Below are 25516 nucleotides of genomic sequence, written 5' to 3'. Positions count from 1 at the left end.
AAAAAGGCTTGGGAAGTGCTTTCGCAAAAGCACTTACTTGTACACAGGCATGCGCTTTTGCATGTTCGACATCACCGCTTCCATTTGATGCGGTGTCCCAACCAACGATGATTGCGCGCGCGACTCTTCTAAGAGCGTGTCTTGCGCGTTATTCTCGTAAGCGTAGCTCACCAATGCTTTGCCCGCGCGCACGGCCGATGGACTTTTAAGCGCAATAAGGTTTGCCAACTCAAGTGCGCGCTGCACGGGATCCTGATTAATCTCTGTGACAAGGCCATAGCCTTGCGCATCCGCGCCTGAAAATTCTTCACCGGTGTAGGTTAATCGACGTAGCACATCTGCACGCATCAAAGCAGGCCAAAGCACCATACCGCCCATGTCTGGCACCAATCCCCATTTCATTTCCAAAATAGACATACGGGTGTCAGGCGCAGCGATCCGAATATCAGCACCAGACGCAATCTGCAAACCAGCCCCGAAACATACACCTTGAAGGGCTGCGATGACGGGCATCTCAAGCTGCTTCCAAATCAGTGAGACGTGTTGATAATCGTTCGAAGGACCATAGGTGCGCGGCATCATGATTTCAGCTGGATCACCACTGGCGAGTACACCAAAGCTTGCAACGTCCAGACCTGCGCAAAATGCATTGCCCTGCCCAGACAACACCACAGCACGCACGTCTGCGCGACCCCGCAAAGCCTCGCCAGCCTCAATAACACCTTCCAGCATCGCAGGATCAACAGCGTTCATTTTCTCTGGACGCGAAAGCTCTACGTGAGCGACATGATCTTCTATGGTTGTTGTAACGCGCGGCATGGTTGGCTCCCTAATGTCTCGGAGCACGCTAGCCGCAAGCGCACCTCAAAGAAAAGCAGAACGTGAGGGCACATGGTGAATGACGCGCCTATGGCACGACCCGCTCGACAGCGCGCATCATTCCAAGCGATTTATCATAGACCAACGTCAATATCCGGCGTCCACTGGTCTTTGCTGCAATTTGCGGTGCGCTACGCACAGCGCCTGCCGCGACCGCGCTGGCGATAAAGCCTCTGCGTGTCAGTTTCATAATGCGCCCCTCTAGTTGCGAGTGATTCTCATGTGGGGGCGCGATGCACTATTTTCAACCTTGTCACCTTTACCTTCTCGTTTTACGCAGTCTGATATGAGCTATCCCAGATACACCGCCCTAGCGCAGACTTTGCCTGCTTCTGTCCCTTTCGTTGGCCCCGAAGCGCAAGAGCGCGCACGCGGTGGCGTCTTTGATGCAAGACTTGGCGCAAACGAAAACGGCTTTGGCCCCGCCCCACTGGTTTTGGAAACGATGAAAGCAAATGCCGACCAAGCTTGGATGTATGGCGAACCCGAAAGCTATGACTTGCGCTGCGCCATTGCCGGCCATCATGGGATTGAATTAAGCAATATAGTCGTTGGCGAAGGCATTGACGGTTTGCTCGGCTATTTGGTGCGCTTGCTAGTGAGTGATGGGGATCACGTTGTGACCTCTGATGGCGCGTATCCAACGTTCAATTACCACGTGGCCGGTTTTGGCGGCACATTAAACAAAGTGCCCTACAAAGATGATCATGAAGATCCGGATGTCTTGCTCGCCAAAGCGCACGAAGTAGGCGCGAAACTGATATACCTGTCTAACCCCGACAATCCGATGGGAACGTGGCACAAGGGCGATGTGATCGAAGAGATGGTCACCAAACTTCCTGAAGGCTGTGTGTTGCTTCTTGATGAAGCCTACATCGATCTCGCCCCGGCTGAGGCCATCCCAAAACTGGATATCGAGCATCCCGGTGTCATCCGAATGCGCACCTTTTCCAAAGGCTACGGGCTTGCGGGCATGCGCGTTGGGTATGCATTGGGTGCGAGTGAGCTGATCCGCGCGTTCGAGAAGATTCGCAACCATTTTGGAATGAACCGTTTGGCACAAATTGCAGCATTGGCTGCACTCAAAGATCAAGCAGGGTTGCACACTATTCAAACACAAGTAGACGCATCAAAGCAAAGGCTTGGCCAAATTGCGGCTGACAATTCGCTGCACTGCATTCCTTCAGCAACCAATTTTGTTGCGATAGACTGTGGTTCAGATGGTGATTTTGCGCGCGCCGTATTGGCCAGCATGATCGCGCAAGGTGTCTTTGTGCGCATGCCGTTCGTCGCGCCCCAAGATCGCTGCATCAGAATAAGTTGTGGACCAGAGGCTGAAATGGGCTTGGTCGCAAAAGCGCTTCCAATCGCGCTGAACACTGCGCGTCTTTGATCGCACCGTAAAAAGTTACCTGACATTATAGATTTCTGCGGTATCGTTATTGATAAAGCGATCCGCAGAAAGGAAAATCTCGTGCGCCACTATCCGCAAGAAGTTGAGAATTACACCAACACCTGCCTGGTGATGGGATTTGTGAACTTACTTTGGATTATGATCGCCATTTGGGCTTGGAAGGGCTTCATCGCCGCACTTTTGCTAAGCGCGTCAGTCTATCAAGCAATCAAATGGCTCGATCTTCGCCTCGCACGGACACGACGCTAAGCCAGCGCCTTGGCTGCTGCATCCAGCGCACCTGCACCGTAAGGAATATCAAGCGCATCAAAGCCCGCCTGCATCGTGGCCAAACCGCCCAACACCATATGCGCGTTCACATGACCCATATGGCCTATGCGGAAAAAACCATCCCCCAATGGGTCGCCGTCTTCTGACATGCCAAGCCCGATGCCAAGCGTGAGCCCAGCTTGATGTTCAGTCCAACGGCGCAAATCTTTGCCATGTGGCGCGCCAAGACGTAACGCCGTGACAGCATGCGAGCGATGCGCACGATCCGCAACATTCAGCGTAAGCGAACCATTCTGCCCCCAAGCTTCGCATGCAGACCAAATGGCTGTGGCCAGTTTTTCGTGTCTGAGCCAAACGGCCTCCATCCCCTCATCGTGGATCAGATCAAGCGCTGCACGCAAACCATAGAGCAAATGAGTGGGTGCCGTGCCGCCAAAATATTCAAAGAACTGCGTTGGATTAGCCCGTGGCACCCAGTTCCAATAACGGCTAACACGCGGCATCGCATCGCGGACTGCCGCGGCTTTATCGTTGAAAAACACAAAGCCTAAACCCGGTGTGACCATCAGCCCCTTTTGGCTCGCCGTTACCATCACATCAACGCCCCAAGCGTCCATCTCAAAGCGATCACACCCCAAGGACGCAATGCAATCCGCCATCAAAAGTGCGGGGTGCCCTGCCGCATCAATCGCTGCGCGTACAGACGCAATGTCATTTTTGATTGATGTGGACGTGTCCACATGGACCGCGAGTACAGCTTTGATCTTGTGGTCCTTATCAGCACGCAGCCGCGCTTCGATCTGCTCCGCATCCATTGGGGTTTTCACACCAAAATCCAGCAGTTCAACATTCGCGCCAAGCCCTTCGGCCATTTCGCCCCACCCAACACAAAAGCGCCCGGTTGATGGGACAAGAACGAGATCATCGGGCGCAATCACATTGCTCAGCGCAGCCTCCCAAGCGGCATGACCATTGCCCATGTAGATCGCGACATGGTGCTGCGTACGCGCGACGCGGAGCAAATCAGGAATGATCCCGGCTGTCATCTTCACTAACTCACCCTCGTAAATATTGGGCGACGCGCGGTGCATAGCACGCAAGACAACGTCAGGCACGACGGACGGGCCAGGAATAGCAAGATAGGGACGGCCGTGCGCAAGGGACATACATTTGCTCCAAAGTAGGTTGCGCGTGACACTAGCCCCACGTCCCCTGCCGTCAACCAAGTGCTCGACGCTCAAACCTTGCAGGCACAGCGCGCTAAGGCTACATGCGCAAAGATATCAAAGGCACGAGGCGGCGTGATGCTTAAAAAACTTGCGAAAACACTGGACGAAAAAGAACGCCAGTGGCGCTATTCCTTCGGGCGCAATATCACCGACCCAATAGAGCGGCGCAAATCCGTTTGGCATTACAACATGTTTGATCACGCCTTCTTGCGCGCGGTCTGGACAAATTTCTATCATGTCTCCAAGGATGTTTGGCGCTCCAATCAACCGACACACAAACGCTTCTTGAAGTACCGCGATATGGGTATTCGCTCTGTGATCAACCTGCGCGGTGTTGATCTGCAATGTCATTACCTCTTCGAGAAAGAAAGCTGTGATATGCTTGGCATCGAGCTTTATAGCACGGTCCTCTGGGCGCGCTCTGCCGCCAATCGCGAAAATATCGTGGCAGTGATCGACCTGATGCGCACCGTGCCAAAGCCAATGATGTTTCACTGCAAATCCGGTGCTGACCGTGCCGGCTTTTGTGCTGCGATGTATCAGATGATTTTCGACGATGTTCCCGTGCAAAAAGCGCGTGAGCAGCTTTCTTTGAAGTTTATCCACCTGAAGTGGGGCAAAACTGGGGTTCAAGACTACATTCTAGATGTCTTTGAAGCGCGCCAAGCAAAAAGCGATATCGACTTTGAGACGTGGATCCGCACAGAATATGACAACGACGTGATCCAAAACGGCTTTGACAGCAAGACGCCACCCGCAGAGATTGCCTGACATGTCAGAGCCCGACACAACACCACATCAAACCAGCCGGACACTTCTGAGCTGGCTATGGCGCAGCTATTTGAGCCGCCATTGGGTCATGTTGCTTGTCGCAACCTTCTTCATGGCTCTTGAAGGCTCGATGCTTGGCTTTTTAAGCTGGATGATGAAGCCCATGTTCGACTTGGTCTTCCTTGCAGGAGATCAATCAGCGCTTTGGTGGGTTGGTCTTGTTATTCTTGGCATCTTCTTGGTGCGCGCCGGAGCATCGGTTATACAGAAAGTCATCCTCACACGCATTTCGCAGCAATCCGAAGCAGACATGCGCGGCGATCTTCTCAGCCATTTGATGCGCCTTGATGTTAGCTTTCACCAAGTAAATGCCCCCGGCACGTTGATGCAACGTGTGATCGGCGATGTTTCCGCTGTTAGCCATGTTTGGAACGCGATTATCACAGGGGCTGGTCGTGATCTTGTCGCTGTTGTTGTGCTCTTTGGCGTTGCAATGAGCGTTGATTGGCGCTGGACAGCCGTGGCGCTGGTCGGTGTGCCTTTGCTCGTGCTTCCATCTCTCGTCGCACAGCGCTTTGTGCGTCGCAACAGCCGCACCGCCCATCAGGTCGCCGCGCGCCAGTCAGGGCGTCTTGATGAGGTTTTCCACGGCATTGTTCCCGTAAAGCTCAACCGCCTTGAAGAGTATCAAACCCGCCATTACGGTCAGCTCAATCGCGAGCGTGTTGAAATTGAAGTAAAAACCTCACTCGGAACAGCCTCTATCCCCGGCTTGATTGATGCAATGTCAGGCGTCGGCTTTCTCGGCGTCCTTATTTATGGTGGTGGTGAGATCATTTCGGGTGAAAAGACCGTTGGCGAATTCATGGCCTTCTTTACGGCCCTCGGCTTTGCTTTCGAACCATTACGCCGCCTCGGTACGATTACAGGTGTGTGGGAGGCCGCCGCTGCTGGTATTGAGCGTGTGATGGAACTGCTCGCGTTAGAGCCGGTTCACAAAACGCCGCCCAATCCTGTTGCGCCGCCCACTGGCACACCTGAGATCACCTTAGATGATGTTCATCTAAGTTACGGCGACACACCGGTTTTGCGGGGCACAAGCTTTCACGTCCCGGCAGGTAAAACCACTGCGCTCGTTGGCTCTTCTGGCGCGGGGAAATCCACAATATTCAATGTGCTAACGCGTTTGACAGACCCCCAGAATGGGAGCGCTAAAATTGGGCACATCCCAGTCACGCATATGGCACTCAACGACTTGCGTGATCTCTTTTCCGTGGTGTCCCAAGACGCGCTATTGTTTGATGAAACCCTGCGCGAAAACATCTTGCTTGGGCGAACAGACGTGTCTGATGCGCAGCTTGATGACGTGCTTGAGGCTGCCCATGTCTCAGACTTCCTCGCTCAGCTTCCAAACGGCCTCGACACGGCTGTTGGCCCACGCGGGTCTGCTCTGTCAGGTGGCCAACGCCAACGCGTTGCGATTGCGCGAGCTCTCTTGCGCGATACGCCGATTTTGCTGCTTGATGAAGCCACGTCCGCGCTTGACGCCCAATCAGAGGCGGTTGTGCAAGCCGCTCTTGAGCGCCTATCGATAGGGCGCACCACGCTTGTTATCGCGCACCGCCTATCCACCATTCGAGGCGCAGATCAGATCATTGTGATGGATGCAGGCAAAGTTGTTGAAAGCGGCACGCATGATGAATTGGTGGCTCTGAACAAGGTCTATGCGTCTTTGCACCGGCTCCAATCAGAGCACTAAGGCCTATGCTTCATTTTTCCAAATAAACTCATCCGAACGCGCAACCCGCGCTAAGGCTTGCGGTAAGTGCGCACCAACCCGTCAACGGGCACGCCCGCAAAATACTGTATCAAAGTCCACAGATTACGCGTGCCACGACCTACCCAACCTGAACGCTCATATTTTTCTGCACTGGTCACTGCAACACCATCAAGCGCTGTTAAGCGCCCTTTGAGTGCACGCGCCATTGCAACATCTTCCATCAATGCGATATTCGCAAAGCCGCCGACGTTGTCATAAAGCTCGCGTGAAATGAACAAGCCTTGATCACCATAGGGCAAGCCAAACACCCTCGAACGCAGATTTGCCCATTCTGCAACAACACGCGCGGCCAAACCACGGCTTGCAAATTTTAGACGAAAATACCCAGCCTCTTGGCGCTGTAAATGCGCGCGAACCGCATCGCTCCACCCCGCCTCTAACTGGGTATCGGCGTGCAGAACCAAAAGCCAGACGCCACGTGCTTCGGCGCAGCCGCGGCGCAATTGCCCCCCGCGTGAGGCTTCACCAGACACCCATTCCGCCCCGATGCCTAGCGCAATTTCTTTTGTATCGTCGCTTGAGCCACCATCGCTGATGATCAGCTCGCGAATGAGCCCGGCCTCCACGCCCTCCACCAAGGCAGCGGCGCAGCCTGCCAAATGCGCTTGCGCATTCAATGTTGGAATCACGACCGAAATTGGCGCGCGCATGGTTCTGCCTCTTCTCACTTCGGCCAGATCCGCCTATATCACCCTAAACCCAAGGGAGGCCGAAATGTCCAACACTCACAAACGCCGTTTGCTGCGCCTGTCCGGCGCTGATGCGAGTGATTTTCTACAAGGCCTGATCACAAATGACATTCAGAAAGTCAATCAAGGGCTTGTCTATACTGCGATCCTTTCGCCACAGGGGAAATACCTTGCGGACTTTTTCGTGTTCAAAGAGGGCGCTGATCTGATCCTAGATACACATGAAGATCAGACCGAAATGCTCGCCAAACGTCTCTCTATGTATAAGCTACGTGCGGATGTCGTGATCGAAAATGACCCGCGCACTGTGTCACGTGGCCTTGGTACCCTCGAGGATGGGGCTTTCCTCGATCCGCGCAGCGACGCCCTTGGTTGGCGCGCTTATGATGGACGTGCGGGCGATGCCACGGTTGATTGGGCTGCGTTGAATGTTGAACATATGATCCCACAGACAGGGATCGAACTTAGCTCTGACAGCTACATCTTAGAAATGGGATTTGAGCAGCTAAACGGCGTCGACTTCAAGAAAGGCTGTTATGTTGGGCAAGAAGTGACTGCGCGCATGAAGCACAAGACAGAGCTTAAAAAAGGGCTTGCGCGGGTCCAGATCGAAGGCTCTGCGCCTATCGGCACGGACATCACGACAGCGGATGGCAAAACAGCGGGTACTTTGTTTACTCAAAGTTCAACACAAGCACTTGCCTATCTGCGTTTTGATCGCGCAACAGGCCCTTTAAATGCAAAAGACGCGCAGATTACCTACGCGCCTTAAGTGTCATATCAAACTCACGGGTGAGCTTTGACGCTCTGCCCTAAAAACGCAAACTTATGCGCGTTCGGAGTATTCCATCGTATCCGTGTTCACGACGATGCTTTCGTCCTGACCGACAAACGGTGGAACCATGACTTTGACGCCATTTTCCAAGATCGCAGGCTTGAAACTATTCGCGGCTGTTTGGCCTTTGACAACAGGCTCTGTCTCAACAATCTTGCAGGTCACCTTTTGCGGGATCGTTGCGTGCAACGCCTCAGCTTCATGGAATTCCACTACGATTGTCATACCATCTTGCAAGAACGGACGACGGTCTCCTAGCAACTCTGCGGGCAATTCAATTTGCTCGTAGGTTTCGGTATCCATGAACACAAGCATACCATCACTTTCATACAAAAACTGCTGGTCTTTCTGTTCTAGGCGCACGCGCTCGACCTTGTCGGCGCTGCGAAAGCGTTCGTTCAATTTAGAGCCATTGCGCAGATTTCGCATTTCGACCTGTGCAAATGCGCCACCTTTTCCGGGTTTCACATGATCCACCTTCACCGCAGCCCAAAGGCCCGCGTTGTGTTCAAGGACGTTTCCAGGGCGAATCTCGTTTCCGTTAATCTTGGGCATATGTGTCAAAACCATGTCAAAAGGTTGATGAAGTCTTCGGGCTTCCTATATCTAGCCTAAGGCACCGGTGCAAGAACGCTATATGTCGTGCTGCAACTGCAGCAAGCCATGTGATTTTTGCATAAGTGCTATGCAATATGAGGGTATCCGAATCGGAGAGGATGAGTCATAAGAGCCTCTACGCCGGAAACACAAGAGCAAGAATAAGGATCGAAATATGCGAGATTTCGTAGACGGTACTGCATACAATTCCGAGCAAGGCAATCGCGCCCGCAAGCTGTTTGCAGCGGTCGTTCTAGCAGCTCTCGATGATGCAATCGCCGACGATAAGAAATACGGAAATGGTCCTGAGCAAATCGCTCGCTGGGCGCGCTCACGCGATGGTCGTGAAGTGCTGTCGTGCGCAGGGATTGACCCAAATGAGCGTGTTGTTACAGGCTTGATGGATTTCGTTTCCAAGGGTGTCCGTACATCCGTTGCTTTGTCGCGCGAAGAGTCAGAGCGCCGCAATGCTGCACAGCAGGCAGAAGCCGCTTAGCAGATTTTATAAAGCTAAATTGTTAACGCCTCCGATCTGCTCTCGGGGGCGTTTTTTTGTTCTAGAAGAACAAAAGCCAGCTTCGGATCACCAGAAATTCCATGGCGAACAAGACCAACGCCGCAAGACGCATAGGCCAATGCCTGAATTTGCGAAACAAGACGACCACGCAACAAAGCACCAACAGCCCTTCCAGCGGTGCGACCCATGCCGCATGATGCGCGCTGTCCCAATAACTGAGCGGGCTTTCAAAAATCCAATCGCTCGCAGGCCAGAAATGCGGACGCCCATCATCATGATGCAGGGGGAAATCTAGCGCAATGTGCAGCAGCCCCGCCCCTGCCACCACAATGCGAAGGCCAACACCAATCCCCAAAGCAAAAACGAATTATCAATTGCGAAAACCGTTTGCCATGCCTCTGAGAAATACATCTGTCCAAACACGATGTCGGGTGGAATTTGCAAGATTGTCAGCGAAACACCGGCCATAACGTAAAGCGACAGGTCTGGCAAAAGAGCACCCGCCGCAGCCGCGGCCGTCACTTTACGCTGTTTGGCGTTGGAAAACGCCGCCAAACCCAAAATCAGATGTGCTGGAGTGTTCATCGCTCTTTCTCTCATGCAAGCCGCGCACTATGTCTGACGTGACACAAGAGGGCTGTCCATGACCAAAGCGATAATGATTCAAGGTGCGGGCTCTAACGTGGGCAAATCCATGCTTGTTGCAGGAATTGCACGCGCATTTAGCAATCGCGGCCTATCGGTTGCGCCGTTCAAGCCGCAAAACATGTCCAACAATGCTGCCGTCACCGTGGATGGTGGCGAGATTGGACGCGCTCAAGCGTTACAAGCTTTGGCGTCTCGCAAGGACAGTCACACTGACATGAACCCCGTTTTACTAAAGCCTGAGAGCGAAACAGGCGCACAAATTGTGGTACAAGGTCAGCGCTGGGACACACTCCGCGCGCGCGACTACGGCAAGATCAAGCACAAGCTGATGCCACGTGTTCTTGAAAGTTTTCAAAGGCTTGCACGTGATGTTGATTTGGTTGTTGTAGAAGGCGCCGGTAGCCCGGCAGAAGTTAACCTTCGCGCGGGTGATATTGCCAACATGGGCTTTGCAGAAGCTGCGGGTGTGCCTGTGATTTTGACTGGCGACATCGATCGCGGCGGCGTTATCGCACAAGTTGTTGGCACCAAGACGATCCTGCCGAAAGATGATGCCGATCTCATTCGCGGCTTTTGTATCAACAAGTTTCGCGGTGATGTGCGCCTTTTTGATGAAGGACTAACCGCAATCATAGACCATACTGACTGGCCTTCGCTTGGTGTCATCCCTTGGTTCACAGACGCGTGGCGCTTGCCTGCTGAGGATGTCATGGATATCCGCTCGCACAGCGGAGGCGCGTATAAAGTCGCGGTGCCCCGTTTAAGTCGGATCATGAATTTTGACGATCTCGATCCACTCTCTGCCGAGCCGAACGTGAGTGTCGAAATCATTGAACAAGGGCGTCCCCTGCCCGGTGATGCAGATCTGATTTTGATCCCCGGTTCGAAAGCAACGATTGCAGATCTGGCTTATTTCCGGGCGCAAGGTTGGGACATTGATCTACAAGCGCATGTGCGGCGCGGCGGTAAGGTGCTGGGAATTTGCGGTGGTTATCAGATGCTTGGCAAAAGCATCAGCGATCCTGAGGGGATCGAAGGGGCACCACAAACAGTCGAAGGGCTTGGGTTTTTGGATGTTGAGACCGTTATGATCCCAAAGAAGACCCTTGCACGGACCAAAGCGCGCTACTTAGAAACTGGTGCAGAACTAGAAGGGTATGAAATCCACTTAGGTGTGACCACAGGCGCTGATTGCGAACGTCCATGGCTTGAGGTCGGTGGCCGCAACGAAGGTGCCTCTAGCGCCGATAAACGCGTGCGCGGAACCTATTTGCACGGTTTGTTCACGTCAGACGCGTTCCGAGCAGATTTTCTTGAGGGCGGCGCAGTCAGCGAAATGAACTACGGTGCAACGGTAGAGCAAACTCTAGACGCACTCGCTGCGCACCTAGAAGAGCATATGGACCTTGATCTTTTGTGGGAACTTGCCGAGCCCGTCTAGTCCCTAGTCGAGCTCATTCGCGGCCAAAGCACGATAGATTTCGCGGCGCACCAGTTTGCGCACATTCCGCGTTATACGTTCACCCAGCGGGCCTTGTAGCTCTTGGCGCACAATCTCGGCGACCATGTCGCGAAGCATGTCTTCATCAAGCTCACTCGCTATGTTCCCCGAAGCAAGAAGCGTTTCAGAGGCATCCTCAGCAATCTCCGTCTCTGCAGCACTTACAGCTTCAGCGTGCGCGCGTTCAAACGCTGCGGCACCGTCATGAAAAGCAGCAGTTTGCGAAGGGCTGCTTGGATCTGACAAAGTACCAGTTTGCAAACCGCCACCGCGTTGCTCTTGGCTATCTTCCCATGGAAGCGCGTTGCCGGGACGCCCTGCATTCGCGCCATCACCAGTGCCATCAGGTTCAAAATCCGTATCAGACCGTGAAATTAAAGCTTCAAGAGCAGCGATTTTGTCTTCAATCGTCACAGGCTCTTCAAGGGGTTCTTCGACGGGCGCACTTATTTCGTCTAGATGCGCTTCACCAGCTACCACCTCTTCTGACGCTTGCTCTGATGCCTGCTCATTTTCGACCGCCTCGTCGTTCTGATGATCCTGAGGAAGGTCAGGATCCGTCTCTGGATCTGACGGTCGCGCGTCGTGTTCTTCTATGTTCTCGACAAGCTCGGGTGCGACCGATGATTCTTCAATCACATCATGATCCGAAGAATTGTCTTCAAAATCCACTGCTTGATCGTCTGGGCTAAGAATCAAGGTAGGCGATTCACTTTGCTCATCGGGCGTTTGATCTACTGCCACTTCGTCGTTTGAAGGAGTGTTTTCATCCTCATCAGGCTCAATCCGCAACGCAGGTGTAAGGACCAAAGCAGGTGGCGCAACTTTAGGGGCTGGTGCAAGGCTCTTTGCATCAGACTCTTCACTTTCTGCTTCTAATTCAACAGCTTGCGGAGGAACATCAGAAGAAAAACCATCCTCACGTTCAGACTTCTCACTCGCGCGTGCTTCGTCAGAAACAAGTCGACGAATTGAGGACAATACATCCTCGATTTCGATATTAGTTACCGGGTCTGACATAATTATTCCATTCTCGCCTCACGCGCAGGTTAACGCTCTGCGCGGATTCTCACAACAGATAGAAGCAATTAGCAGGAGTTTTACATCCAGCTATGGCAAATAAACGCTGAAGCGTTCGGGGCCTTACTTTTTACCAAGCGAACGCATCACACGGTCCAGCTTGTCACCTTGCTTGCTGCGTGCAGGTGCGTCTTTGACCAAATTATAATACGCAGTTGGATCATATTGCTGAACAGGCAGGTTCAGATGTTTGGCGGTCAACAAACCCATCGACGCGAGCGCTGAATAGGCAGAGATAAATTGGTCCGTCTGTACCCCAATCAAAGCAGAGCGCGCGTTGAGCAGTTCTTGCTCCGCATTCAGCACATCAAGCGTTGTACGCGAACCAACATTCGCTTCTTCGCGCACACCTCTAAAGGCCACTGTTGCTGCTCTGATCTGGCGTTCGCTTGCCTCAATCGATGCCGCAGCAACACGCAATTGCGCAAAGGCATTTCCGACGCCCTGCTCAAGTTGATGCTTTGTTATATGCAACCCAGAACGGGCAGCGTCACGGCGCGCCATTGCTTGACGGATCAACGCCGGCAACCTGCCCCCTTGGTAAATAGGGACCGTCGCTTCAAGCGAGACAGAGCCGCTGTTGGTCTTGGTCTTGGCCGACAAACTGCGTGAGGTATTCACGCCACCGCGCAGTCTCAGATTGCCACGCGAAGCCGCTTCTGCGCGCATCACATTCAGATCTGCCGCTGAAACATCATGTTTGACGGCCTGCATGTCTGGATGGTTGCGAACAGCAATTGCTTTCGCTTCTTCGACGGAATTGGCCGTTTTGGGCAAGTTGCGTGGCGCACGCAGATTTCCTGGCTTGCGCCCAACTGCTACGCGATACTCTTCCTGCGCTGAAATCAGACCGCCTTCAGCCGCTGCCAGCGCTGAACGCGCAGCGGCCAAACGGGCCTCTGCGAGTGCAACATCCGTGCGTGTAATTTCACCCACTTCAAAGCGATCGCGCGCAGCGCGCAGTTCTTGCGTGATCAAACGCACGTTACTCTGGCGCAAAACCACCGTTTCTGTCGTGCGGCGCACGTTCATATAGGCTTGAATTGCGCGTAAGAGCACGTTTTGCTCAAGCGATAGCAAGCGAGCGCGCGTCGCAAGAACATTTTCTTTTGCAGCTTCGATAGCGATCTTGGATTGACCACCATCGTAGATCAGCAGCTCCATCGCGATCCCAATGGTTGCAGATGTATTGCCTGTATCGCTGAGCGTCCCCAACGAAGAGCTTGTGGTGCGCGAGAAATTGCGCCCAAGCGAGCCTGTGAAATTCACAATCGGGCGCAGTGACGCCATAGCAATGGCGACGTCTTCATCTGCCGCACGTAAAAGTGCGCGGTTTTGTTCAAGAAGGCCAGAGTGATTAAACGCGCCCACCAAAGCATCCGATAGCGTTTCCGCTTGCGCCGCTTGAGCCAACATTAGGGTCATCCCCAAAGCCGCGCCCCAACGTTTAGTCTTTGCTTTCAGGTCGAACATCGTGCCCCCAGAAACTCTCTCGCACCATTTTCTTTGATACGTCTGTCTTAATACGCACGACAGAGCAGCTTCCGTCGCACGTTTGTCGATTGCGCCTAAAGCGCGAATTCAGTTGCCTTTTCAAAGCCGGGCAGAACAGGTGCGCTTGCATTAAAGGCAAGTCGCCAGTTGAGCTGGCCATCAAGCTTGCGGCCAATACGCACTTCACCCAAAGCACCGGTCATGAAAAGTGCAGCCATGCGACCGCCTTCTTTGAGCTGGTCTGTGATACTGGCTGGCACGCTTTCTACGCCACCTTGCAACACAATAACATCATATGGGCCGTGCTCTGGCGCGCCATCTTGCAAGGCCCCCGCTTGCACAACCACATTGTCAGCCCCTGCATCACTAAGCGCTGTCTGCGCGTCATTTGCCATGTCTTCATCGTTTTCAACAGCAACAACAGCTTGTGCAATATGCGCCATTACAGCAGCAGAATAGCCATACCCAGAGGCAATCTCGAGTACGAGTTCATCGTTTTGAAGATCTAATGCATCGAGCATTTTAGCCAAAGTGCGCGGCTCTAGCACAACTCGATTTGCGCCAAGCACGATGTTGCCATCCACATAGGCTGCTTCGCGACGCTCGCGTGGCACGAAATTCTCGCGCGGCACATTGAGCATCGCATCGATGATTGGAAATTTGGTGACATCAGAGGGTCGGACCTGTGTATCCACCATCATAATACGCCGGGCTGCAAAATCAGACATTGGCTAAACTCGCTCGTTCAGAATCCTTTAGACTTTAGTGCCACATAACGTCCCTGCCCACAACGGCCAGATGCGTTTTGAAGCAATGAGAAATACAGCAAATTCCCATCTCTTGGCCCTTGCAGCACTTTGTTAGATCAGCTATTTGCCCGATATCACTGGCTGGCGAGTTGGTAGAGTGGTTATGCAGCGGATTGCAAATCCGCGTACACCGGTTCGATTCCGGTACTCGCCTCCAGTGATCCTCATTGCTTTTATTACCAAGTATTATTAGGTTTCGACCAACTAAAGGGACCTATGCAGGGACCTACGGCGGAACCTACATTATGCAAAGAGACTACCACAAACCAACACTGCGACAAGTTTCAGGCAAGAAAAGCTACTATGTTTTCGTCACGAAACCAGAAGCATTAAGACGAAACCCAAAAGACAAACAGATCCGTAAGTCTACAAGAACAAGTGACCTGCGTATCGCAGAGAAGCTCGTACACAGCATAGCCGAAGAGATTTACCGTGAGTTCGATGCGCAGCTAAATGCTAATCCGTTCATTGCCTTTGTTCGCAAGCACTGGACTGCAAACGACCCATTTGAGGAAGCCCTATCTGGTCCAAACCCTAATGCTACAGATCGGCAGCCAAATGCAGCAGATAGGCGCAAGATTGCAGTATGTGAAAGCCTCTGCTTCCAGGAAGGGACATTCAATGAAACCTTGCAATGCAGTGCTTCCAGTTCCTAAACGAAAAAGAAGCACAAGCTTGGAAGTACTGGATAGAACTAGGAGATAACCCGTTTCCTATGAAGGCTCAGCAAGGGCAGATTGACGCTGATTTAGCTAGAAAAGCCCTTGAACAACAGAAGCAATGGGACAAGGCCTCCCACATAAAATAGCATACGCATCGATAAATCCGGCAATGCTTAAAGCCGATAGCGCGCGACAGCGACACCAAGCGCAATGTAAAAAATCAAGATGATCGCAAACGCATGCGCTTGGGTCATTTTCTGCGCTTGGCCAGTGAAGGCGGGAATAATAATCGCTACGATATATCCCCCAGCGCAAATGATGACTGAAATGCCAAGCCATGTCATAACCACACGCACAACCGGATCGCGCCAGCACTTGATGGTTTGAACAATGACCAATGCGACAAATGCCAAGGTGATCAGCGTTACAGTCACCTGTCGCGACACAGCCAACCCCTCAAGATTGGCAAGGCTCATCAATGCGATCGGCAAGATAACCAATGGCGCAATCCATAGCTGCCAAGGCCGAGCAATTCGGCTAGGGCAAACCAAAAAAAGGTTCACAAGTCCAATGCCCCCGACAAAGCTGCCAATATAGTTGAGCATGGATGCCGTTCTAAATTCACTGACATTCAGGGCTAATTCGCGCGTGCTGTAAAGCGCGGCCGCATGTGTACAAAGCCAAAGGCCTGTGCAGGCCAGCGCGAAAGCGATGCGACCTGCAGGGTCCGCACTGGTTTGCGACACAACCCAAGCAGCCAGCAACAAAGAGATCACACCCACCATGATCTGCACCCAAAACGGCAGTGGTAAATCTGTGAGCGGACGCTTGGGCAAAGGTTGGACCGCAAGCGTTTGCACGTCGTTTCGTTGCGATTGAAAAGTGAGAGAAACTGTTGTTCCGCTAAGGATATCAAAGAGCACTTGTTGACGTTCGTAAAACTGCGCTCGTGCTTCAGGCGTGCTCAGCGTATCCGGTTCTTCAGTCAAATCCAGCGGGTTGAGCGTCATGCGCGCCCGTCCGTCTTGGCCTATGATTTGAACAAGTCGGCCACCTTCGTGCATGGCCGCGCTTGGCCCAGTCGCATCGGTTTGAACCGAAACCCTCATACCATCCTCAGCGGCGCTTAGGTTAAGACCAAGCCAAGGTTGTGAAACTGCAAGAAACGTGACGAAGGCAGCGGACAAAAGCCCGAGCAAAAGCGCAGCGCTGATTTGATAAAATGCCGGGAAGCGAATGCTCATCGTAAAAATCTGTCTTTCTTTCAAAAGGACCGTCAAGCGACATGCGCATGCTCAAAGCAGAACGGTCGCAGCAACAATTGCTTTGCAAAGACTGTGGGGAGGATGCCTCCACTCACGAAAACCAAGATCGTTAAAACACGAGAGCGCCGAAATTTCGCTCTTTTTTATTGCGCAATAACCCGTTCCCCACAGCCTTATCTTTTGAAACTCCTCATTTTTTTGTCACGCGTATTGATGGATCGTAACAACCGAAAGACCAAATTCGCGCGGCTTCGTCTCCCCCCCGTTTAAGGGGGCGCTGTTTTAACGCTTACCGCGGTGCCATACGGATAGCGCCATCAAGACGGATGACTTCGCCATTAAGCATTGGATTATCGAGAATATGACCAACCAGTTTAGCAAACTCATCAGGGGCACCAAGCCTGGACGGGAAAGGCACTTGTGCGCCCAGTGAGTCCTGAACATCTTGTGGCAGGCTTTCCAAAAGCGGCGTCAAAAACAAACCCGGTGCAACAGAGCAAACACGAATACCTTTGTCCGCCAAATCGCGTGCCATAGGCAATGTCATGCCAACAATCCCGCCTTTGGATGCTGAATAAGCAACCTGCCCGACTTGTCCATCATATGCAGCGACAGAAGCCGTGTTGATAATCACGCCACGCGCGCCATCGGGCTCCATTGGATCTTGTGCCGCAATCAAGGCAGCCGCTTGACTGGCGCAATTGAAAGATCCGATCAAATTGATGCGGATGGTTTTATCAAACAGATCGAAGTCATGTGGCGCACCGCGGCTTACGGTTTTCCCAGCGAGCCCAATGCCCGCACAATTCACCATAACGCGCGGCGCACCAAGCTTTGCAACCACATCTGACATGCCCGCCTCTACGCTTTTCGGATCAGACACATCGACCTTGCAAAAGATGCCACCAAGCGCAGCTGCGTGCGCATTGCCTTTGTCTTCGTTGAGGTCAAACAGAGCAACTTTTAAACCTGAAGCCGCCAACTGGCTGGCCGTTGCTGCGCCTAACCCTGATGCACCACCTGTAACGATGGCCACTTGGCCTACCCACTGTGTCATGTGAAAGATCCCTTTTGTGATTTTGTGTAATCTTCTTAGGCGAAACGGTAAGAATGCAATCACAAATGTAAATGACGCTGCGCACGATCGTACGGATTACGGTTACGCTGACCTGCTAAGGCAAGAAATCTACACCCGCAGCTTTGCCGTTATTGGTGAATACATTGTGTACATTTTTCGCGCACAAACCGTGTATTTCCGCACATTGCGCAAGATTATGCGACGCACTACCTGCTTTGACAGGAACGTAACAATCTTAGGGACCCAAGCTATGAAATATCTATCTCTCGGACTACGCGCACTTCTCACACTTGCATTCGTTGGCGCAGGTGGCGCGAAAGTTGCTGGCGTTGAAATGATGGTTGCAACTTATGACGCCATCGGCGTTGGCCAATGGTTTCGCTATCTGACCGGTATCATTGAAGTTGGTGCTGCCGCGTTGCTTTGGCTACCAGGCCGTCAGGCGTTTGCCTCTGCACTGCTGGGTGCGACGATGGTCGGCGCTGTTCTTGCACATGTCTTGATCCTTGGACCTTCAGCAGTTCCAGCGGTCGTTCTTGGCCTTATCTGTGCTGCGGTTTTGTATCTGCACCGCGATCAGATCAACGCAACTTTGGGGCGCGCCGCTTAAACGGCCAACATCCCATTAGAAAGGATCAACAATGGAAATCGGCGTCGACAGTTTTGCAGCCTTCTTGCCAGAAACAGAAAATCAGGCCTTTGTGCCTGCATCCCAGCGGATGGCGGACCTTCTGGCAGAGGTAGAAACAGCGGATCGCGTAGGGCTTGATGCCTTCGGGATCGGTGAACACCACCGCGCCGAATTCCTTGACTCTGCGCCTGCGATTATTCTTGCCGCCGCAGCAGCGCGTACCAAAAACATTCGTTTGAATTCTGCTGTCACAGTTTTGAGCGCAGCTGATCCTGTGCGTGTCTTTCAGGATTTTGCGACGATTGATCTCATCTCAAACGGGCGCGCTGAAATTGTCGCGGGCCGTGGTTCATTCATCGAAGCGTACCCGTTATTCGGGTTCGCGCGCGAAGATTATGACGCTTTGTTTGCTGAAAAACTTGGACTACTCTTGCAGTTGCGTAATGAAACACACGTAACATGGCGCGGCAAATTTCGACCTGCGCTAACAGCGCAAGGTGTCTATCCACGTCCGGTTCAATCCAAGCTGCCTGTTTGGCTTGGCGTCGGTGGCACACCAGAGTCCTTCGTGCACGCGGGTACTTTGGGACTGCCGCTAATGATTGCGATTATTGGTGGAAGCTTTGCACGCTTTCGTCCTTTGGTAGACCTCTATTACGACGCAGGTGCGCGCGCGGGTCACAAGCGCGAAGACCTGAAAATTGCCATTCACGCGATGGGCTTTGTCGGCGAAACCGATTATGAAGCCCGTGATGCGTTTTATCCAGGCTGGGCGCGTGTGATGGATCAGATTGGCGCGGAACGTGGCTTTCCACCAGCCAGCCGCGCACAGTTCAATGCGCTTTGCGGACCAGACGGTGCGTTTCTTGTCGGCAGCCCGCAAACCGTGCGCGACAAGATGATTGCTGCAAATACTGTGATGGGCGGCATTTCTAGAATCACATTCCAAATGAGCACCGCAATGCTAGAGACGGAACGTATGCAAAAATCTATCACTCTGCTTGGAACCGAAGTGGCACCTGCCGTGCGCAGCGCACTTTAAAGGGGCGGCTCAAAACGTGATCTGGCGACAAAGACTTCGCCGATCACTCAGGCTTGCGCGCTACAAAATCTATGAGTGCTGACATTCCAACATGCGCAGAGCCCGAGCGCTGTTCAGCCTCATACTCTTCGCACACAAGAACCTCGCAGCCTGCGAACACTGTATCGAAGCTGGCACTCGTGTACATATTTTCCACATTGGGCGGCCCGCCTGTACCAAGCTCGATCTGTTTGGGCGTATACCCGTGGATCACGATTAAACCACCTGGGCGCGTTGCTCCCAGCATTTTGCTCCAAAGGATGTCGCGCTCCACAGGGCCAACAAATTGGAAGAACAATCCAAGCGTGATATCAAACGCATCTTGCGGCCAATCCCAGGTAAACAGATCAGCGTGGATGAATGTCGGTTCAACGTCGTTCAGCGCTGCTAGTTTTTCAGCCTTCGCAACAGCAGAGGGCGCGAATTCCACACCTGTGACATCCAGCCCTTTCTTGGCCAGATGTACCCCGTTTCGCCCTTCCCCTTCAGCAATCGACAAAACACTCTGACCTGCTTCAAAGATGGCATCATGTTTCAAAAGAAACGGGACAGGTTCCGTTCCGAATAAATACCCGTCTTGGGCAAAACGGTCTTCCCACATGATTTGATCCTTTTTCTGATGAGGGCACTTTGGCAGGCAAAGAGGTTTTGCACGAGACCGTAGCTCCGAAAAAACGGCTTTTCCACTGAGATTAAATCTCAAACGGATCTTAGAAACCACTTTCGCGGGAAAGCTGCGCTAAATAACCAGCGCCTCCGGATCAACGCCCCCTTGAGAAGACATTGCAGCAAACGCGGTTTGCGCAGCGTAGATGTCTCCCCAGTTAAGACCGTTTTGCACGCGGATCCAAAACAGCGGGGGAATAGAAGATGTCTTATTACATGCTTTAGAACGCCTCGCACTCGCTCCAGATACTATGGCCATCGTTCAGTTGCAGCAGCCAAGAAATTGGAACGCCCTTCTCTGTGCCAATTCCATGCACACGCCCCATAATGGCACCGATCAGGATGGCGCGCCCAGCGTTATCGCCACCCGCACGGATGTTTTGCTCCACTGCCTCGCGATAAGAGTCGCTGTGCTTCAATATATAGAACATAACGGGCCCAGCCGTCGGAAGATGACATGCGCGACCAATCTCGCCCGCAAAATCTACCGCGTTGGTTCCGGTGCTCTTCAACGCCAATTTAAGGTCAGCTTTGATCAGCTCATCCGCCGTCTCTGCCGCAGCGTCGAGCGCTGTGTCCAAAGGTTCGTCGCGCATAACGCGCATCAAAACGTCGGCAAAGGCGCTGCTATACGCGGCAGCGACGTCGTTAACATTGGTCACTTGCATCGCGTTGGTGAGAATTTCGCTCAGATTCTCATCATCATGGTACCGAGCCACAATCGCAGGCAAACGCGTGATCGCTGGGTTTTGATCATCGTCAATTCCTGACGGCGATTGCTCTTTAGCAATATTTTCCAAAGCGCCCCGTGTGACGCGATCAATGTATCCTTGGTAAGCGCCACCGGGGCCAAAGAACGCCGCAAACGCCCCCTGATAGGCGGCAACGTCAAAAGCGCCATCATTTGCGTTCATCGATTGGATCGCAAGACGCAGAGTTTCCCCGTATTGGGTCAACATACCAAGGGTGCGCCCGGCATGTGCAAAATACCCCTTAACCCCTTCGTAATTCTTAGGATCAACTGTTGTGAACGCCGAGTTGTTGCTTTGCCGTTTCGCAATTTTTTCAATCTGCTCAGGGTCATAGATCCAATGCATACCCAAGCAGGCAGCATCAGCCACCAAAGCGCCGAGCAATATATCTGTACTTTTCGAATGCAACATATTTTACCTCTGGTAGATCACGGTGTAGGCGTTGATCTTTGCCGCTGACCTATAGAATTACAAGATGGTTTCGCTGAACCCTAAGGGGTCTAGGCCTGTACCAACAGCAGAACGCCCCACCAAGCGCAACAAGAGGCACGCAAAAACAACGCACAAATCGTTGATCCAAAGCCAAGAGCTTTAGTTCTTCATACTAACGAGAGGGATGTAATACTTGCTGGTGCGGTCGGGGGGACTCGAACCCCCACGAGTGTTACCTCACAGCGACCTCAACGCTGCGCGTCTACCAATTCCGCCACGACCGCAAAACCAGCAAGTTCGACGGCGTATAGTGGAGCCTTTTTGCCATGCCAAGAGCAAATCGTTGGGAAATTTACAAAACTCACATGAAAGCGCGCTTGGCATCTAAGCACAGCCTCAAATCGCATGCCGGAATTTGATGCGCCAGAGCACGTATCCAAGACCACCCAGAACCAGCAAAGCGATAAATCCGATCACTTCAACGTTTGGGAACAAGACTTGTGACATCAAACGACCAGGCAATGCCGTAAAGATGAAAGCCCCGACTAATCCGCCCATCGCGCCAAGGATGTGACGTTTATGCGCTTCGATCTTTCCTGCACGCGCTTGGATCACAGCCCCTGTAAGCGAATAAAGCGTGAGCAAAGAAAGCCCGTGAATTGGGCTAAAGGGCCCAATCAGGCGAATGTCCATGATCCCAAAAGAACTGATTGCGGTTAAGCCCATCGCAACAACCCAAATTCGACCAATGACCTTATGAAGCTGATCGCCTTTGCGCCGAAACAACATCACTGGCACCAACCCAAGCGCGATGACCGCACATATAACGTGACACTGAATAATGAAGGGCGCATCTAAAAGAAGAGCAAAATCCATAGTATAAGTCCTTTTCCAACTGAGCAAAATCGCGGTATGAAACCGCCATGGACGCATCGCCTGTACGCGTCATCACCCATTGCGCTCAACTGCGGAGGACATTCGTGAGCAACAGCCCGACGCAACACGCGCTTCGTGAAACGCGACAGATATTTGCCAAGCCAATCGCTCAGATCATCCTTATTGCGGTGATCGTTTTACTTGGCGTGTCAGGGCCGTTTGGCACACTAGAGGCCATTTCATTCGGCCCGCGCCTTGCCTATTGGGCTGTCATCGTGCCTGTGACATTTGCTGTTGGCATGTGCACATCCGCCTTTATCGTTGAGACCTTTCGCGCGCATCACTCGCCATGGCCAACGCGTATCGGCGTCCCAGTAGCGACAGCATTCACGGTCGCAACCTGCGTGACAATCATAAATATGCTCGCCTTTGGAACAACTTTGCTGGTCGCGCAATTGGGCTCTGTTGCGGTGACTGCTGGCGTGATTGCTTTGGTCATCCAAATGGTAAGCGATCAGTCGCAACCAGAAAGCGCTGACGCACCAGCGCCTGCAACTTTGCTACAGCGATTAGACTTGGAAAAACGCGGTGCGCTGATCTCTATGTCAGTCCAAGACCACTATGTAGAGGTTACGTCCAGCGCTGGGACATCACTTCTTCTGATGCGATTGAGTGATGCGATACGAGAGACGGGCGATATCGCTGGCTTACAAGTGCATCGTTCTCATTGGGTCGCGACGGCCCATGTTGTCAAAGCAAAGCGCGATGGGGATAAAGCAATCTTGACGCTCTCTGATGGGCGCACCTTGCCCGCAAGCCGCAGCCGCATAAAAGACTTAAAAGCTGCAGGCATCCTTCCAGTTTAACTCTGGTGTGCTTGGATCGGCCATAGTATTCGGCGCATATGGTAGAGTGGAAAATTTCAAGCGGCTTGACCGCCTATGAAGATGCAGTCGCGTTTATGGAAGCGCGTGCCGCAGATATCGCAAATGGCACTGCAGATGAGTTGATTTGGTTGCTTGAGCATCCCCCCCTTTATACTGCGGGTACATCTGCCAACCCACAAGATTTGACAGACCCTGATCGCTTTGTGGTCCACGCTTCAAAGCGCGGGGGGCAATATACCTATCACGGCCCGGGTCAGAGGGTTGCGTATGTGATGCTTGATGTTGCCAAACGCGGCAGAGATGTACGCGCATTTGTACAAGACCTAGAAGCATGGGTGATCGCGACATTGGCAGAGTTTAATGTCGTTGGTGAAATTCGCGATGGGCGCGTGGGCGTTTGGGTCCAAAGGCCAAACAAGCCACTGCAAGCAAATGGCGAAACCGCTGAGGATAAGATTGCTGCCATTGGCATCAGATTGCGAAAATGGGTCAGCTTTCACGGCATCTCCATCAATGTTGAACCCGACTTGGAACACTTCGACGGGATCGTGCCCTGCGGCATCACCGAGCACGGTGTGACCAGCTTGGTTGATTTGGGTCTGCCCGTCACCATGGATGATCTAGATGTCGCACTCAAACGCAACTTCGAAGAGACCTTCGAAGCTTGAATTTGGAGAGATTCGCGAAAAAAAATGTTTAAGCCGCGATTCTTAACCGAAAATTTGTTATTTGCATGTTTTTGAATGTGTATTGGTCTGAAGTGGTGTGTTTAGGGCTCATTCGCATAAATACGTGCGACAATAATGTTCATCCAAGACGCACTCAGACATTGAATGCGAGACTGAAGCGAACTAAAAACAGATCAGAACTAAAAGCGCTTGAAGGGACATTTACGCGCTTATTTTATACATCAGCAGGAGGCACGCATGGCAGACGCAGCCATTCAAGGCCATGAACACGAAGATCAGCGCGGTTTCTTCACCCGCTGGTTCATGTCTACGAACCACAAAGATATCGGTATTCTATACCTCATAACGTCAGCAATCGTTGGCTTTATTTCCGTAGCTTTCACCGTCTACATGCGCCTTGAGCTCATGGAGCCTGGCGTTCAGTACATGTGCCTCGAGGGTGCACGTATGTTTGCAGATGCTGCAAGCGAGTGTACGCCAAACGGTCACCTTTGGAACGTTTTGATCACTGGTCATGGCATCTTGATGATGTTCTTCGTGGTGATTCCCGCGCTCTTCGGTGGTTTTGGTAACTACTTCATGCCATTGCAAATTGGCGCGCCTGACATGGCGTTCCCGCGCATGAACAACCTTTCTTATTGGATGTACGTTGCTGGTACGACGCTTGCGGTTTGCTCCGTGCTTGCGCCGGGCGGTAACGATCAACTGGGTTCGGGTGTTGGCTGGGTTCTTTATCCACCGCTTTCCGTGAACGAAGGCGGCATGTCGATGGATCTCGCGATCTTCGCGGTCCACGTCTCCGGTGCCAGCTCAATCTTGGGCGCGATTAACATGATTACAACGTTCCTGAACATGCGTGCCCCTGGCATGACATTGTTCAAGGTTCCTTTGTTCTCATGGTCCATCTTCGTGACAAGCTGGTTGATCTTGCTGTCTTTGCCAGTTCTGGCGGGCGCGATCACGATGCTTTTGACAGATCGTAACTTCGGCACGACATTCTTTGACCCAGCCGGTGGCGGTGATCCAATCCTGTATCAGCACATCCTGTGGTTCTTTGGTCACCCAGAAGTTTACATCATCATTCTCCCAGGTTTCGGCATCATCAGCCACGTGATTGCGACATTCTCTCGCAAGCCCGTGTTTGGATATTTGCCAATGGTTTGGGCGATCATCGCGATTGGTGCTTTGGGCTTCGTCGTTTGGGCGCACCACATGTACACAGTCGGTATGTCCTTGACGCAGCAGTCCTATTTCATGCTGGCAACAATGGTCATCGCGGTGCCAACAGGCGTTAAAGTCTTCTCTTGGATCGCAACGATGTGGGGCGGCTCTATCGAGTTCAAGACACCTATGCTTTGGGCGTTTGGCTTCTTGTTCCTCTTCACCGTTGGTGGCGTAACAGGCATCGTTCTGTCTCAAGCCGCAGTGGACCGTGCATATCACGACACGTACTATGTGGTTGCACACTTCCACTATGTGATGAGCCTTGGTGCGGTCTTTGCGATCTTTGCGGGTATCTACTTCTACTTCCCAAAGATGACTGGTCGCATGTACCCTGAGTGGGCTGGTAAGCTCCACTTCTGGGCAATGTTTATCGGTGCAAACCTGACGTTCTTCCCACAGCACTTCTTGGGCCGTCAGGGCATGCCACGTCGCTACATCGACTACCCCGAGGCATTTGCATACTGGAACTACGTTTCCTCATGGGGCGCATTCTTATCTTTTGCATCGTTCCTCTTCTTCTTTGGCGTTATGTTCTACGCAATCCGCTGGGGTGCGCGCGTCACACAGAACAACCCATGGAACGAGTATGCAGACACGCTTGAGTGGACACTTCCATGCCCACCGCCAGAGCACACGTTCGAGCAGCTTCCAAAGCAGGAAGACTGGGACAAAAGCCCTGCGCACTAAAGCAAGTGTCTAA

Annotated in this window: 28 protein-coding genes and 2 tRNA genes; 14 read left to right on the top strand and 16 right to left on the bottom strand. The window is 52.6% G+C overall.

Translation table 11 applies throughout. The features are described from left to right. Positions 1-33: 33 nt before the first annotated feature. A complete protein-coding gene (locus ACTG3Z_RS00565; protein WP_439140718.1) occupies positions 34-819 on the bottom strand; it encodes a crotonase/enoyl-CoA hydratase family protein in 786 nt (261 codons plus the stop codon). Positions 820-907: 88 nt separating this feature from the next. Beyond that, positions 908-1069 carry a Tat pathway signal protein gene (locus ACTG3Z_RS00560; protein ID WP_439140717.1) on the bottom strand — a complete coding sequence of 54 codons (162 nt, stop codon included), beginning with the start codon at positions 1067-1069 and terminating at the stop codon, positions 908-910. 96 nt (positions 1070-1165) lie between these two features. Here ACTG3Z_RS00560 and ACTG3Z_RS00555 point away from each other — a divergent pair, with 96 nt between their 5' ends. Both ACTG3Z_RS00555 and ACTG3Z_RS00550 read left to right on the top strand, forming a co-directional pair. Then, positions 1166-2272 carry a pyridoxal phosphate-dependent aminotransferase gene (locus ACTG3Z_RS00555; RefSeq protein WP_439140716.1) on the top strand — a complete coding sequence of 369 codons (1107 nt, stop codon included), beginning with the start codon at positions 1166-1168 and terminating at the stop codon, positions 2270-2272. Positions 2273-2353: 81 nt separating this feature from the next. Continuing rightward, on the top strand, positions 2354-2542 hold the full coding sequence (locus ACTG3Z_RS00550) for a hypothetical protein (RefSeq protein ID WP_439140715.1): 189 nt from the start codon (positions 2354-2356) through the stop codon (positions 2540-2542). Here ACTG3Z_RS00550 and ACTG3Z_RS00545 read toward each other — a convergent pair. Further along, positions 2539-3729, bottom strand: a complete 1191-nt coding sequence (locus tag ACTG3Z_RS00545; RefSeq protein WP_439140714.1) for a pyridoxal-phosphate-dependent aminotransferase family protein — start codon at positions 3727-3729, stop codon at positions 2539-2541. The genes ACTG3Z_RS00550 and ACTG3Z_RS00545 overlap by 4 nt on opposite strands. A 138-nt stretch (positions 3730-3867) precedes the next feature. Here ACTG3Z_RS00545 and ACTG3Z_RS00540 point away from each other — a divergent pair, with 138 nt between their 5' ends. Both ACTG3Z_RS00540 and ACTG3Z_RS00535 read left to right on the top strand, forming a co-directional pair. Then, the gene (locus tag ACTG3Z_RS00540) at positions 3868-4563 is read left to right on the top strand and encodes a tyrosine-protein phosphatase (protein ID WP_439140713.1); all 696 of its coding nucleotides are present in this window, start codon (positions 3868-3870) and stop codon (positions 4561-4563) included. Between the two features lies 1 nt (position 4564). After that, on the top strand, positions 4565-6322 hold the full coding sequence (locus ACTG3Z_RS00535; RefSeq protein WP_439140712.1) for an ABC transporter ATP-binding protein: 1758 nt from the start codon (positions 4565-4567) through the stop codon (positions 6320-6322). A gap of 50 nt (positions 6323-6372) precedes the next feature. Here the strand turns inward: ACTG3Z_RS00535 and ACTG3Z_RS00530 are convergent, their stop codons facing one another. Next, complete coding sequence (locus tag ACTG3Z_RS00530) at positions 6373-7053, bottom strand: TIGR04283 family arsenosugar biosynthesis glycosyltransferase (RefSeq protein WP_439140711.1); 681 nt, start codon at positions 7051-7053, stop codon at positions 6373-6375. Between the two features lie 64 nt (positions 7054-7117). On the opposite strand from ACTG3Z_RS00530, the gene ygfZ reads away from it, so the two are divergent. Further along, positions 7118-7864: a CAF17-like 4Fe-4S cluster assembly/insertion protein YgfZ gene (gene ygfZ / locus ACTG3Z_RS00525; RefSeq protein ID WP_439140710.1), complete on the top strand. Its 747-nt coding sequence runs from the start codon at positions 7118-7120 to the stop codon at positions 7862-7864. Positions 7865-7918: 54 nt separating this feature from the next. Here ygfZ and efp read toward each other — a convergent pair whose 3' ends face one another. Beyond that, positions 7919-8482 (bottom strand): elongation factor P, encoded by a 564-nt coding sequence (gene efp / locus ACTG3Z_RS00520; RefSeq protein WP_439140709.1) that lies wholly within the window; start codon positions 8480-8482, stop codon positions 7919-7921. A gap of 217 nt (positions 8483-8699) precedes the next feature. On the opposite strand from efp, the gene ACTG3Z_RS00515 reads away from it, so the two are divergent. Next, positions 8700-9020, top strand: coding sequence for a DUF6280 family protein (locus ACTG3Z_RS00515; protein ID WP_085308147.1), 321 nt, complete (start codon positions 8700-8702; stop codon positions 9018-9020). A gap of 61 nt (positions 9021-9081) precedes the next feature. Here ACTG3Z_RS00515 and ACTG3Z_RS00510 read toward each other — a convergent pair whose 3' ends face one another. Together ACTG3Z_RS00510 and ACTG3Z_RS00505 are read right to left on the bottom strand one after the other, a co-directional pair. Beyond that, complete coding sequence (locus ACTG3Z_RS00510; RefSeq protein ID WP_439140708.1) at positions 9082-9369, bottom strand: hypothetical protein; 288 nt, start codon at positions 9367-9369, stop codon at positions 9082-9084. Next, positions 9333-9626 (bottom strand): hypothetical protein, encoded by a 294-nt coding sequence (locus ACTG3Z_RS00505; protein ID WP_439140707.1) that lies wholly within the window; start codon positions 9624-9626, stop codon positions 9333-9335. Before ACTG3Z_RS00505 ends, ACTG3Z_RS00510 begins: the two co-directional genes overlap by 37 nt. Positions 9627-9684: 58 nt before the next feature. Here ACTG3Z_RS00505 and ACTG3Z_RS00500 point away from each other — a divergent pair, with 58 nt between their 5' ends. After that, on the top strand, positions 9685-11130 hold the full coding sequence (locus tag ACTG3Z_RS00500; protein WP_439140706.1) for a cobyric acid synthase: 1446 nt from the start codon (positions 9685-9687) through the stop codon (positions 11128-11130). A 3-nt stretch (positions 11131-11133) separates the two neighbouring features. On the opposite strand, the gene ACTG3Z_RS00495 is transcribed toward ACTG3Z_RS00500, so the two are convergent. From ACTG3Z_RS00495 to ACTG3Z_RS00485, 3 genes are all read right to left on the bottom strand, one after another. After that, on the bottom strand, positions 11134-12210 hold the full coding sequence (locus ACTG3Z_RS00495; protein ID WP_439140705.1) for a hypothetical protein: 1077 nt from the start codon (positions 12208-12210) through the stop codon (positions 11134-11136). A gap of 123 nt (positions 12211-12333) precedes the next feature. Further along, on the bottom strand, positions 12334-13743 hold the full coding sequence (locus ACTG3Z_RS00490) for a TolC family outer membrane protein (RefSeq protein ID WP_439140704.1): 1410 nt from the start codon (positions 13741-13743) through the stop codon (positions 12334-12336). A gap of 95 nt (positions 13744-13838) precedes the next feature. Further along, positions 13839-14492, bottom strand: coding sequence for a protein-L-isoaspartate O-methyltransferase family protein (locus tag ACTG3Z_RS00485; protein WP_439140703.1), 654 nt, complete (start codon positions 14490-14492; stop codon positions 13839-13841). Between the two features lie 164 nt (positions 14493-14656). Between ACTG3Z_RS00485 and ACTG3Z_RS00480 the strand changes: the two genes are divergently transcribed. Together ACTG3Z_RS00480 and ACTG3Z_RS00475 are read left to right on the top strand one after the other, a co-directional pair. Then, a tRNA-Cys gene (locus ACTG3Z_RS00480) sits at positions 14657-14730 on the top strand. Between the two features lie 88 nt (positions 14731-14818). Continuing rightward, entirely contained in the window at positions 14819-15229 is a 411-nt protein-coding gene (locus ACTG3Z_RS00475; protein WP_439140702.1) for a DUF6538 domain-containing protein, read from the top strand. Between the two features lie 179 nt (positions 15230-15408). Here the strand turns inward: ACTG3Z_RS00475 and ACTG3Z_RS00470 are convergent, their stop codons facing one another. Together ACTG3Z_RS00470 and ACTG3Z_RS00465 are read right to left on the bottom strand one after the other, a co-directional pair. Beyond that, positions 15409-16479 (bottom strand): hypothetical protein, encoded by a 1071-nt coding sequence (locus ACTG3Z_RS00470; RefSeq protein ID WP_439140701.1) that lies wholly within the window; start codon positions 16477-16479, stop codon positions 15409-15411. A gap of 310 nt (positions 16480-16789) precedes the next feature. Beyond that, the gene (locus ACTG3Z_RS00465; RefSeq protein ID WP_439140700.1) at positions 16790-17557 is read right to left on the bottom strand and encodes an SDR family NAD(P)-dependent oxidoreductase; all 768 of its coding nucleotides are present in this window, start codon (positions 17555-17557) and stop codon (positions 16790-16792) included. Between the two features lie 271 nt (positions 17558-17828). On the opposite strand from ACTG3Z_RS00465, the gene ACTG3Z_RS00460 reads away from it, so the two are divergent. Together ACTG3Z_RS00460 and ACTG3Z_RS00455 are read left to right on the top strand one after the other, a co-directional pair. Further along, entirely contained in the window at positions 17829-18188 is a 360-nt protein-coding gene (locus ACTG3Z_RS00460; RefSeq protein WP_439140699.1) for a DoxX family protein, read from the top strand. 31 nt (positions 18189-18219) lie between these two features. After that, entirely contained in the window at positions 18220-19251 is a 1032-nt protein-coding gene (locus tag ACTG3Z_RS00455; protein WP_439140698.1) for an Atu2307/SP_0267 family LLM class monooxygenase, read from the top strand. 43 nt (positions 19252-19294) lie between these two features. On the opposite strand, the gene ACTG3Z_RS00450 is transcribed toward ACTG3Z_RS00455, so the two are convergent. The 4 genes from ACTG3Z_RS00450 to ACTG3Z_RS00435 all read right to left on the bottom strand — a co-directional run bounded on the left by ACTG3Z_RS00450 (position 19295) and on the right by ACTG3Z_RS00435 (position 22016). Next, entirely contained in the window at positions 19295-19891 is a 597-nt protein-coding gene (locus ACTG3Z_RS00450; RefSeq protein WP_439140697.1) for a class I SAM-dependent methyltransferase, read from the bottom strand. Positions 19892-20177: 286 nt separating this feature from the next. Then, positions 20178-21119 carry an ADP-ribosylglycohydrolase family protein gene (locus ACTG3Z_RS00445; protein WP_439140696.1) on the bottom strand — a complete coding sequence of 314 codons (942 nt, stop codon included), beginning with the start codon at positions 21117-21119 and terminating at the stop codon, positions 20178-20180. A gap of 218 nt (positions 21120-21337) precedes the next feature. Further along, positions 21338-21424 (bottom strand) — tRNA-Leu (locus tag ACTG3Z_RS00440). Positions 21425-21536: 112 nt separating this feature from the next. Beyond that, positions 21537-22016, bottom strand: a complete 480-nt coding sequence (locus ACTG3Z_RS00435; RefSeq protein ID WP_439140695.1) for a DUF2306 domain-containing protein — start codon at positions 22014-22016, stop codon at positions 21537-21539. Positions 22017-22120: 104 nt separating this feature from the next. Here ACTG3Z_RS00435 and ACTG3Z_RS00430 point away from each other — a divergent pair, with 104 nt between their 5' ends. The 3 genes from ACTG3Z_RS00430 to ctaD all read left to right on the top strand — a co-directional run bounded on the left by ACTG3Z_RS00430 (position 22121) and on the right by ctaD (position 25503). Further along, complete coding sequence (locus tag ACTG3Z_RS00430; RefSeq protein WP_439140694.1) at positions 22121-22882, top strand: LytTR family DNA-binding domain-containing protein; 762 nt, start codon at positions 22121-22123, stop codon at positions 22880-22882. A 38-nt stretch (positions 22883-22920) separates the two neighbouring features. Further along, on the top strand, positions 22921-23571 hold the full coding sequence (gene lipB, locus ACTG3Z_RS00425; RefSeq protein WP_439140693.1) for a lipoyl(octanoyl) transferase LipB: 651 nt from the start codon (positions 22921-22923) through the stop codon (positions 23569-23571). Positions 23572-23829: 258 nt separating this feature from the next. Then, the gene (gene ctaD / locus ACTG3Z_RS00420; protein WP_439140692.1) at positions 23830-25503 is read left to right on the top strand and encodes a cytochrome c oxidase subunit I; all 1674 of its coding nucleotides are present in this window, start codon (positions 23830-23832) and stop codon (positions 25501-25503) included. The last annotated feature ends 13 nt before the right edge of the window (positions 25504-25516 follow it).

Source organism: Planktotalea sp. (assembly GCF_965659345.1).
In the GTDB taxonomy this organism is placed as follows: domain Bacteria; phylum Pseudomonadota; class Alphaproteobacteria; order Rhodobacterales; family Rhodobacteraceae; genus Planktotalea.
This window is presented reverse-complemented; position numbering and strand designations above follow the sequence as displayed.

Coding starts and splice junctions, on each gene's coding strand:
- ACTG3Z_RS00530 (WP_439140711.1), bottom strand. CDS start 7,053: ATGCGCGCGCCAATTTCGGTCGTGATTCCAACATTGAATGCGCAAGCG.
- ACTG3Z_RS00465 (WP_439140700.1), bottom strand. CDS start 17,557: ATGACACAGTGGGTAGGCCAAGTGGCCATCGTTACAGGTGGTGCATCA.
- ACTG3Z_RS00490 (WP_439140704.1), bottom strand. CDS start 13,743: ATGTTCGACCTGAAAGCAAAGACTAAACGTTGGGGCGCGGCTTTGGGG.
- efp (WP_439140709.1), bottom strand. CDS start 8,482: ATGCCCAAGATTAACGGAAACGAGATTCGCCCTGGAAACGTCCTTGAA.
- ACTG3Z_RS00450 (WP_439140697.1), bottom strand. CDS start 19,891: ATGTGGGAAGACCGTTTTGCCCAAGACGGGTATTTATTCGGAACGGAA.
- ACTG3Z_RS00475 (WP_439140702.1), top strand. CDS start 14,819: ATGCAAAGAGACTACCACAAACCAACACTGCGACAAGTTTCAGGCAAG.
- ACTG3Z_RS00515 (WP_085308147.1), top strand. CDS start 8,700: ATGCGAGATTTCGTAGACGGTACTGCATACAATTCCGAGCAAGGCAAT.
- ACTG3Z_RS00500 (WP_439140706.1), top strand. CDS start 9,685: ATGACCAAAGCGATAATGATTCAAGGTGCGGGCTCTAACGTGGGCAAA.
- ACTG3Z_RS00495 (WP_439140705.1), bottom strand. CDS start 12,210: ATGTCAGACCCGGTAACTAATATCGAAATCGAGGATGTATTGTCCTCA.
- ACTG3Z_RS00545 (WP_439140714.1), bottom strand. CDS start 3,729: ATGTCCCTTGCGCACGGCCGTCCCTATCTTGCTATTCCTGGCCCGTCC.
- ACTG3Z_RS00505 (WP_439140707.1), bottom strand. CDS start 9,626: ATGAACACTCCAGCACATCTGATTTTGGGTTTGGCGGCGTTTTCCAAC.
- lipB (WP_439140693.1), top strand. CDS start 22,921: ATGGTAGAGTGGAAAATTTCAAGCGGCTTGACCGCCTATGAAGATGCA.
- ACTG3Z_RS00455 (WP_439140698.1), top strand. CDS start 18,220: ATGGAAATCGGCGTCGACAGTTTTGCAGCCTTCTTGCCAGAAACAGAA.
- ACTG3Z_RS00555 (WP_439140716.1), top strand. CDS start 1,166: ATGAGCTATCCCAGATACACCGCCCTAGCGCAGACTTTGCCTGCTTCT.
- ACTG3Z_RS00535 (WP_439140712.1), top strand. CDS start 4,565: ATGTCAGAGCCCGACACAACACCACATCAAACCAGCCGGACACTTCTG.
- ACTG3Z_RS00460 (WP_439140699.1), top strand. CDS start 17,829: ATGAAATATCTATCTCTCGGACTACGCGCACTTCTCACACTTGCATTC.
- ACTG3Z_RS00445 (WP_439140696.1), bottom strand. CDS start 21,119: ATGTTGCATTCGAAAAGTACAGATATATTGCTCGGCGCTTTGGTGGCT.
- ACTG3Z_RS00540 (WP_439140713.1), top strand. CDS start 3,868: ATGCTTAAAAAACTTGCGAAAACACTGGACGAAAAAGAACGCCAGTGG.
- ACTG3Z_RS00485 (WP_439140703.1), bottom strand. CDS start 14,492: ATGTCTGATTTTGCAGCCCGGCGTATTATGATGGTGGATACACAGGTC.
- ygfZ (WP_439140710.1), top strand. CDS start 7,118: ATGTCCAACACTCACAAACGCCGTTTGCTGCGCCTGTCCGGCGCTGAT.
- ACTG3Z_RS00560 (WP_439140717.1), bottom strand. CDS start 1,069: ATGAAACTGACACGCAGAGGCTTTATCGCCAGCGCGGTCGCGGCAGGC.
- ctaD (WP_439140692.1), top strand. CDS start 23,830: ATGGCAGACGCAGCCATTCAAGGCCATGAACACGAAGATCAGCGCGGT.
- ACTG3Z_RS00470 (WP_439140701.1), bottom strand. CDS start 16,479: ATGAGCATTCGCTTCCCGGCATTTTATCAAATCAGCGCTGCGCTTTTG.
- ACTG3Z_RS00565 (WP_439140718.1), bottom strand. CDS start 819: ATGCCGCGCGTTACAACAACCATAGAAGATCATGTCGCTCACGTAGAG.
- ACTG3Z_RS00435 (WP_439140695.1), bottom strand. CDS start 22,016: ATGGATTTTGCTCTTCTTTTAGATGCGCCCTTCATTATTCAGTGTCAC.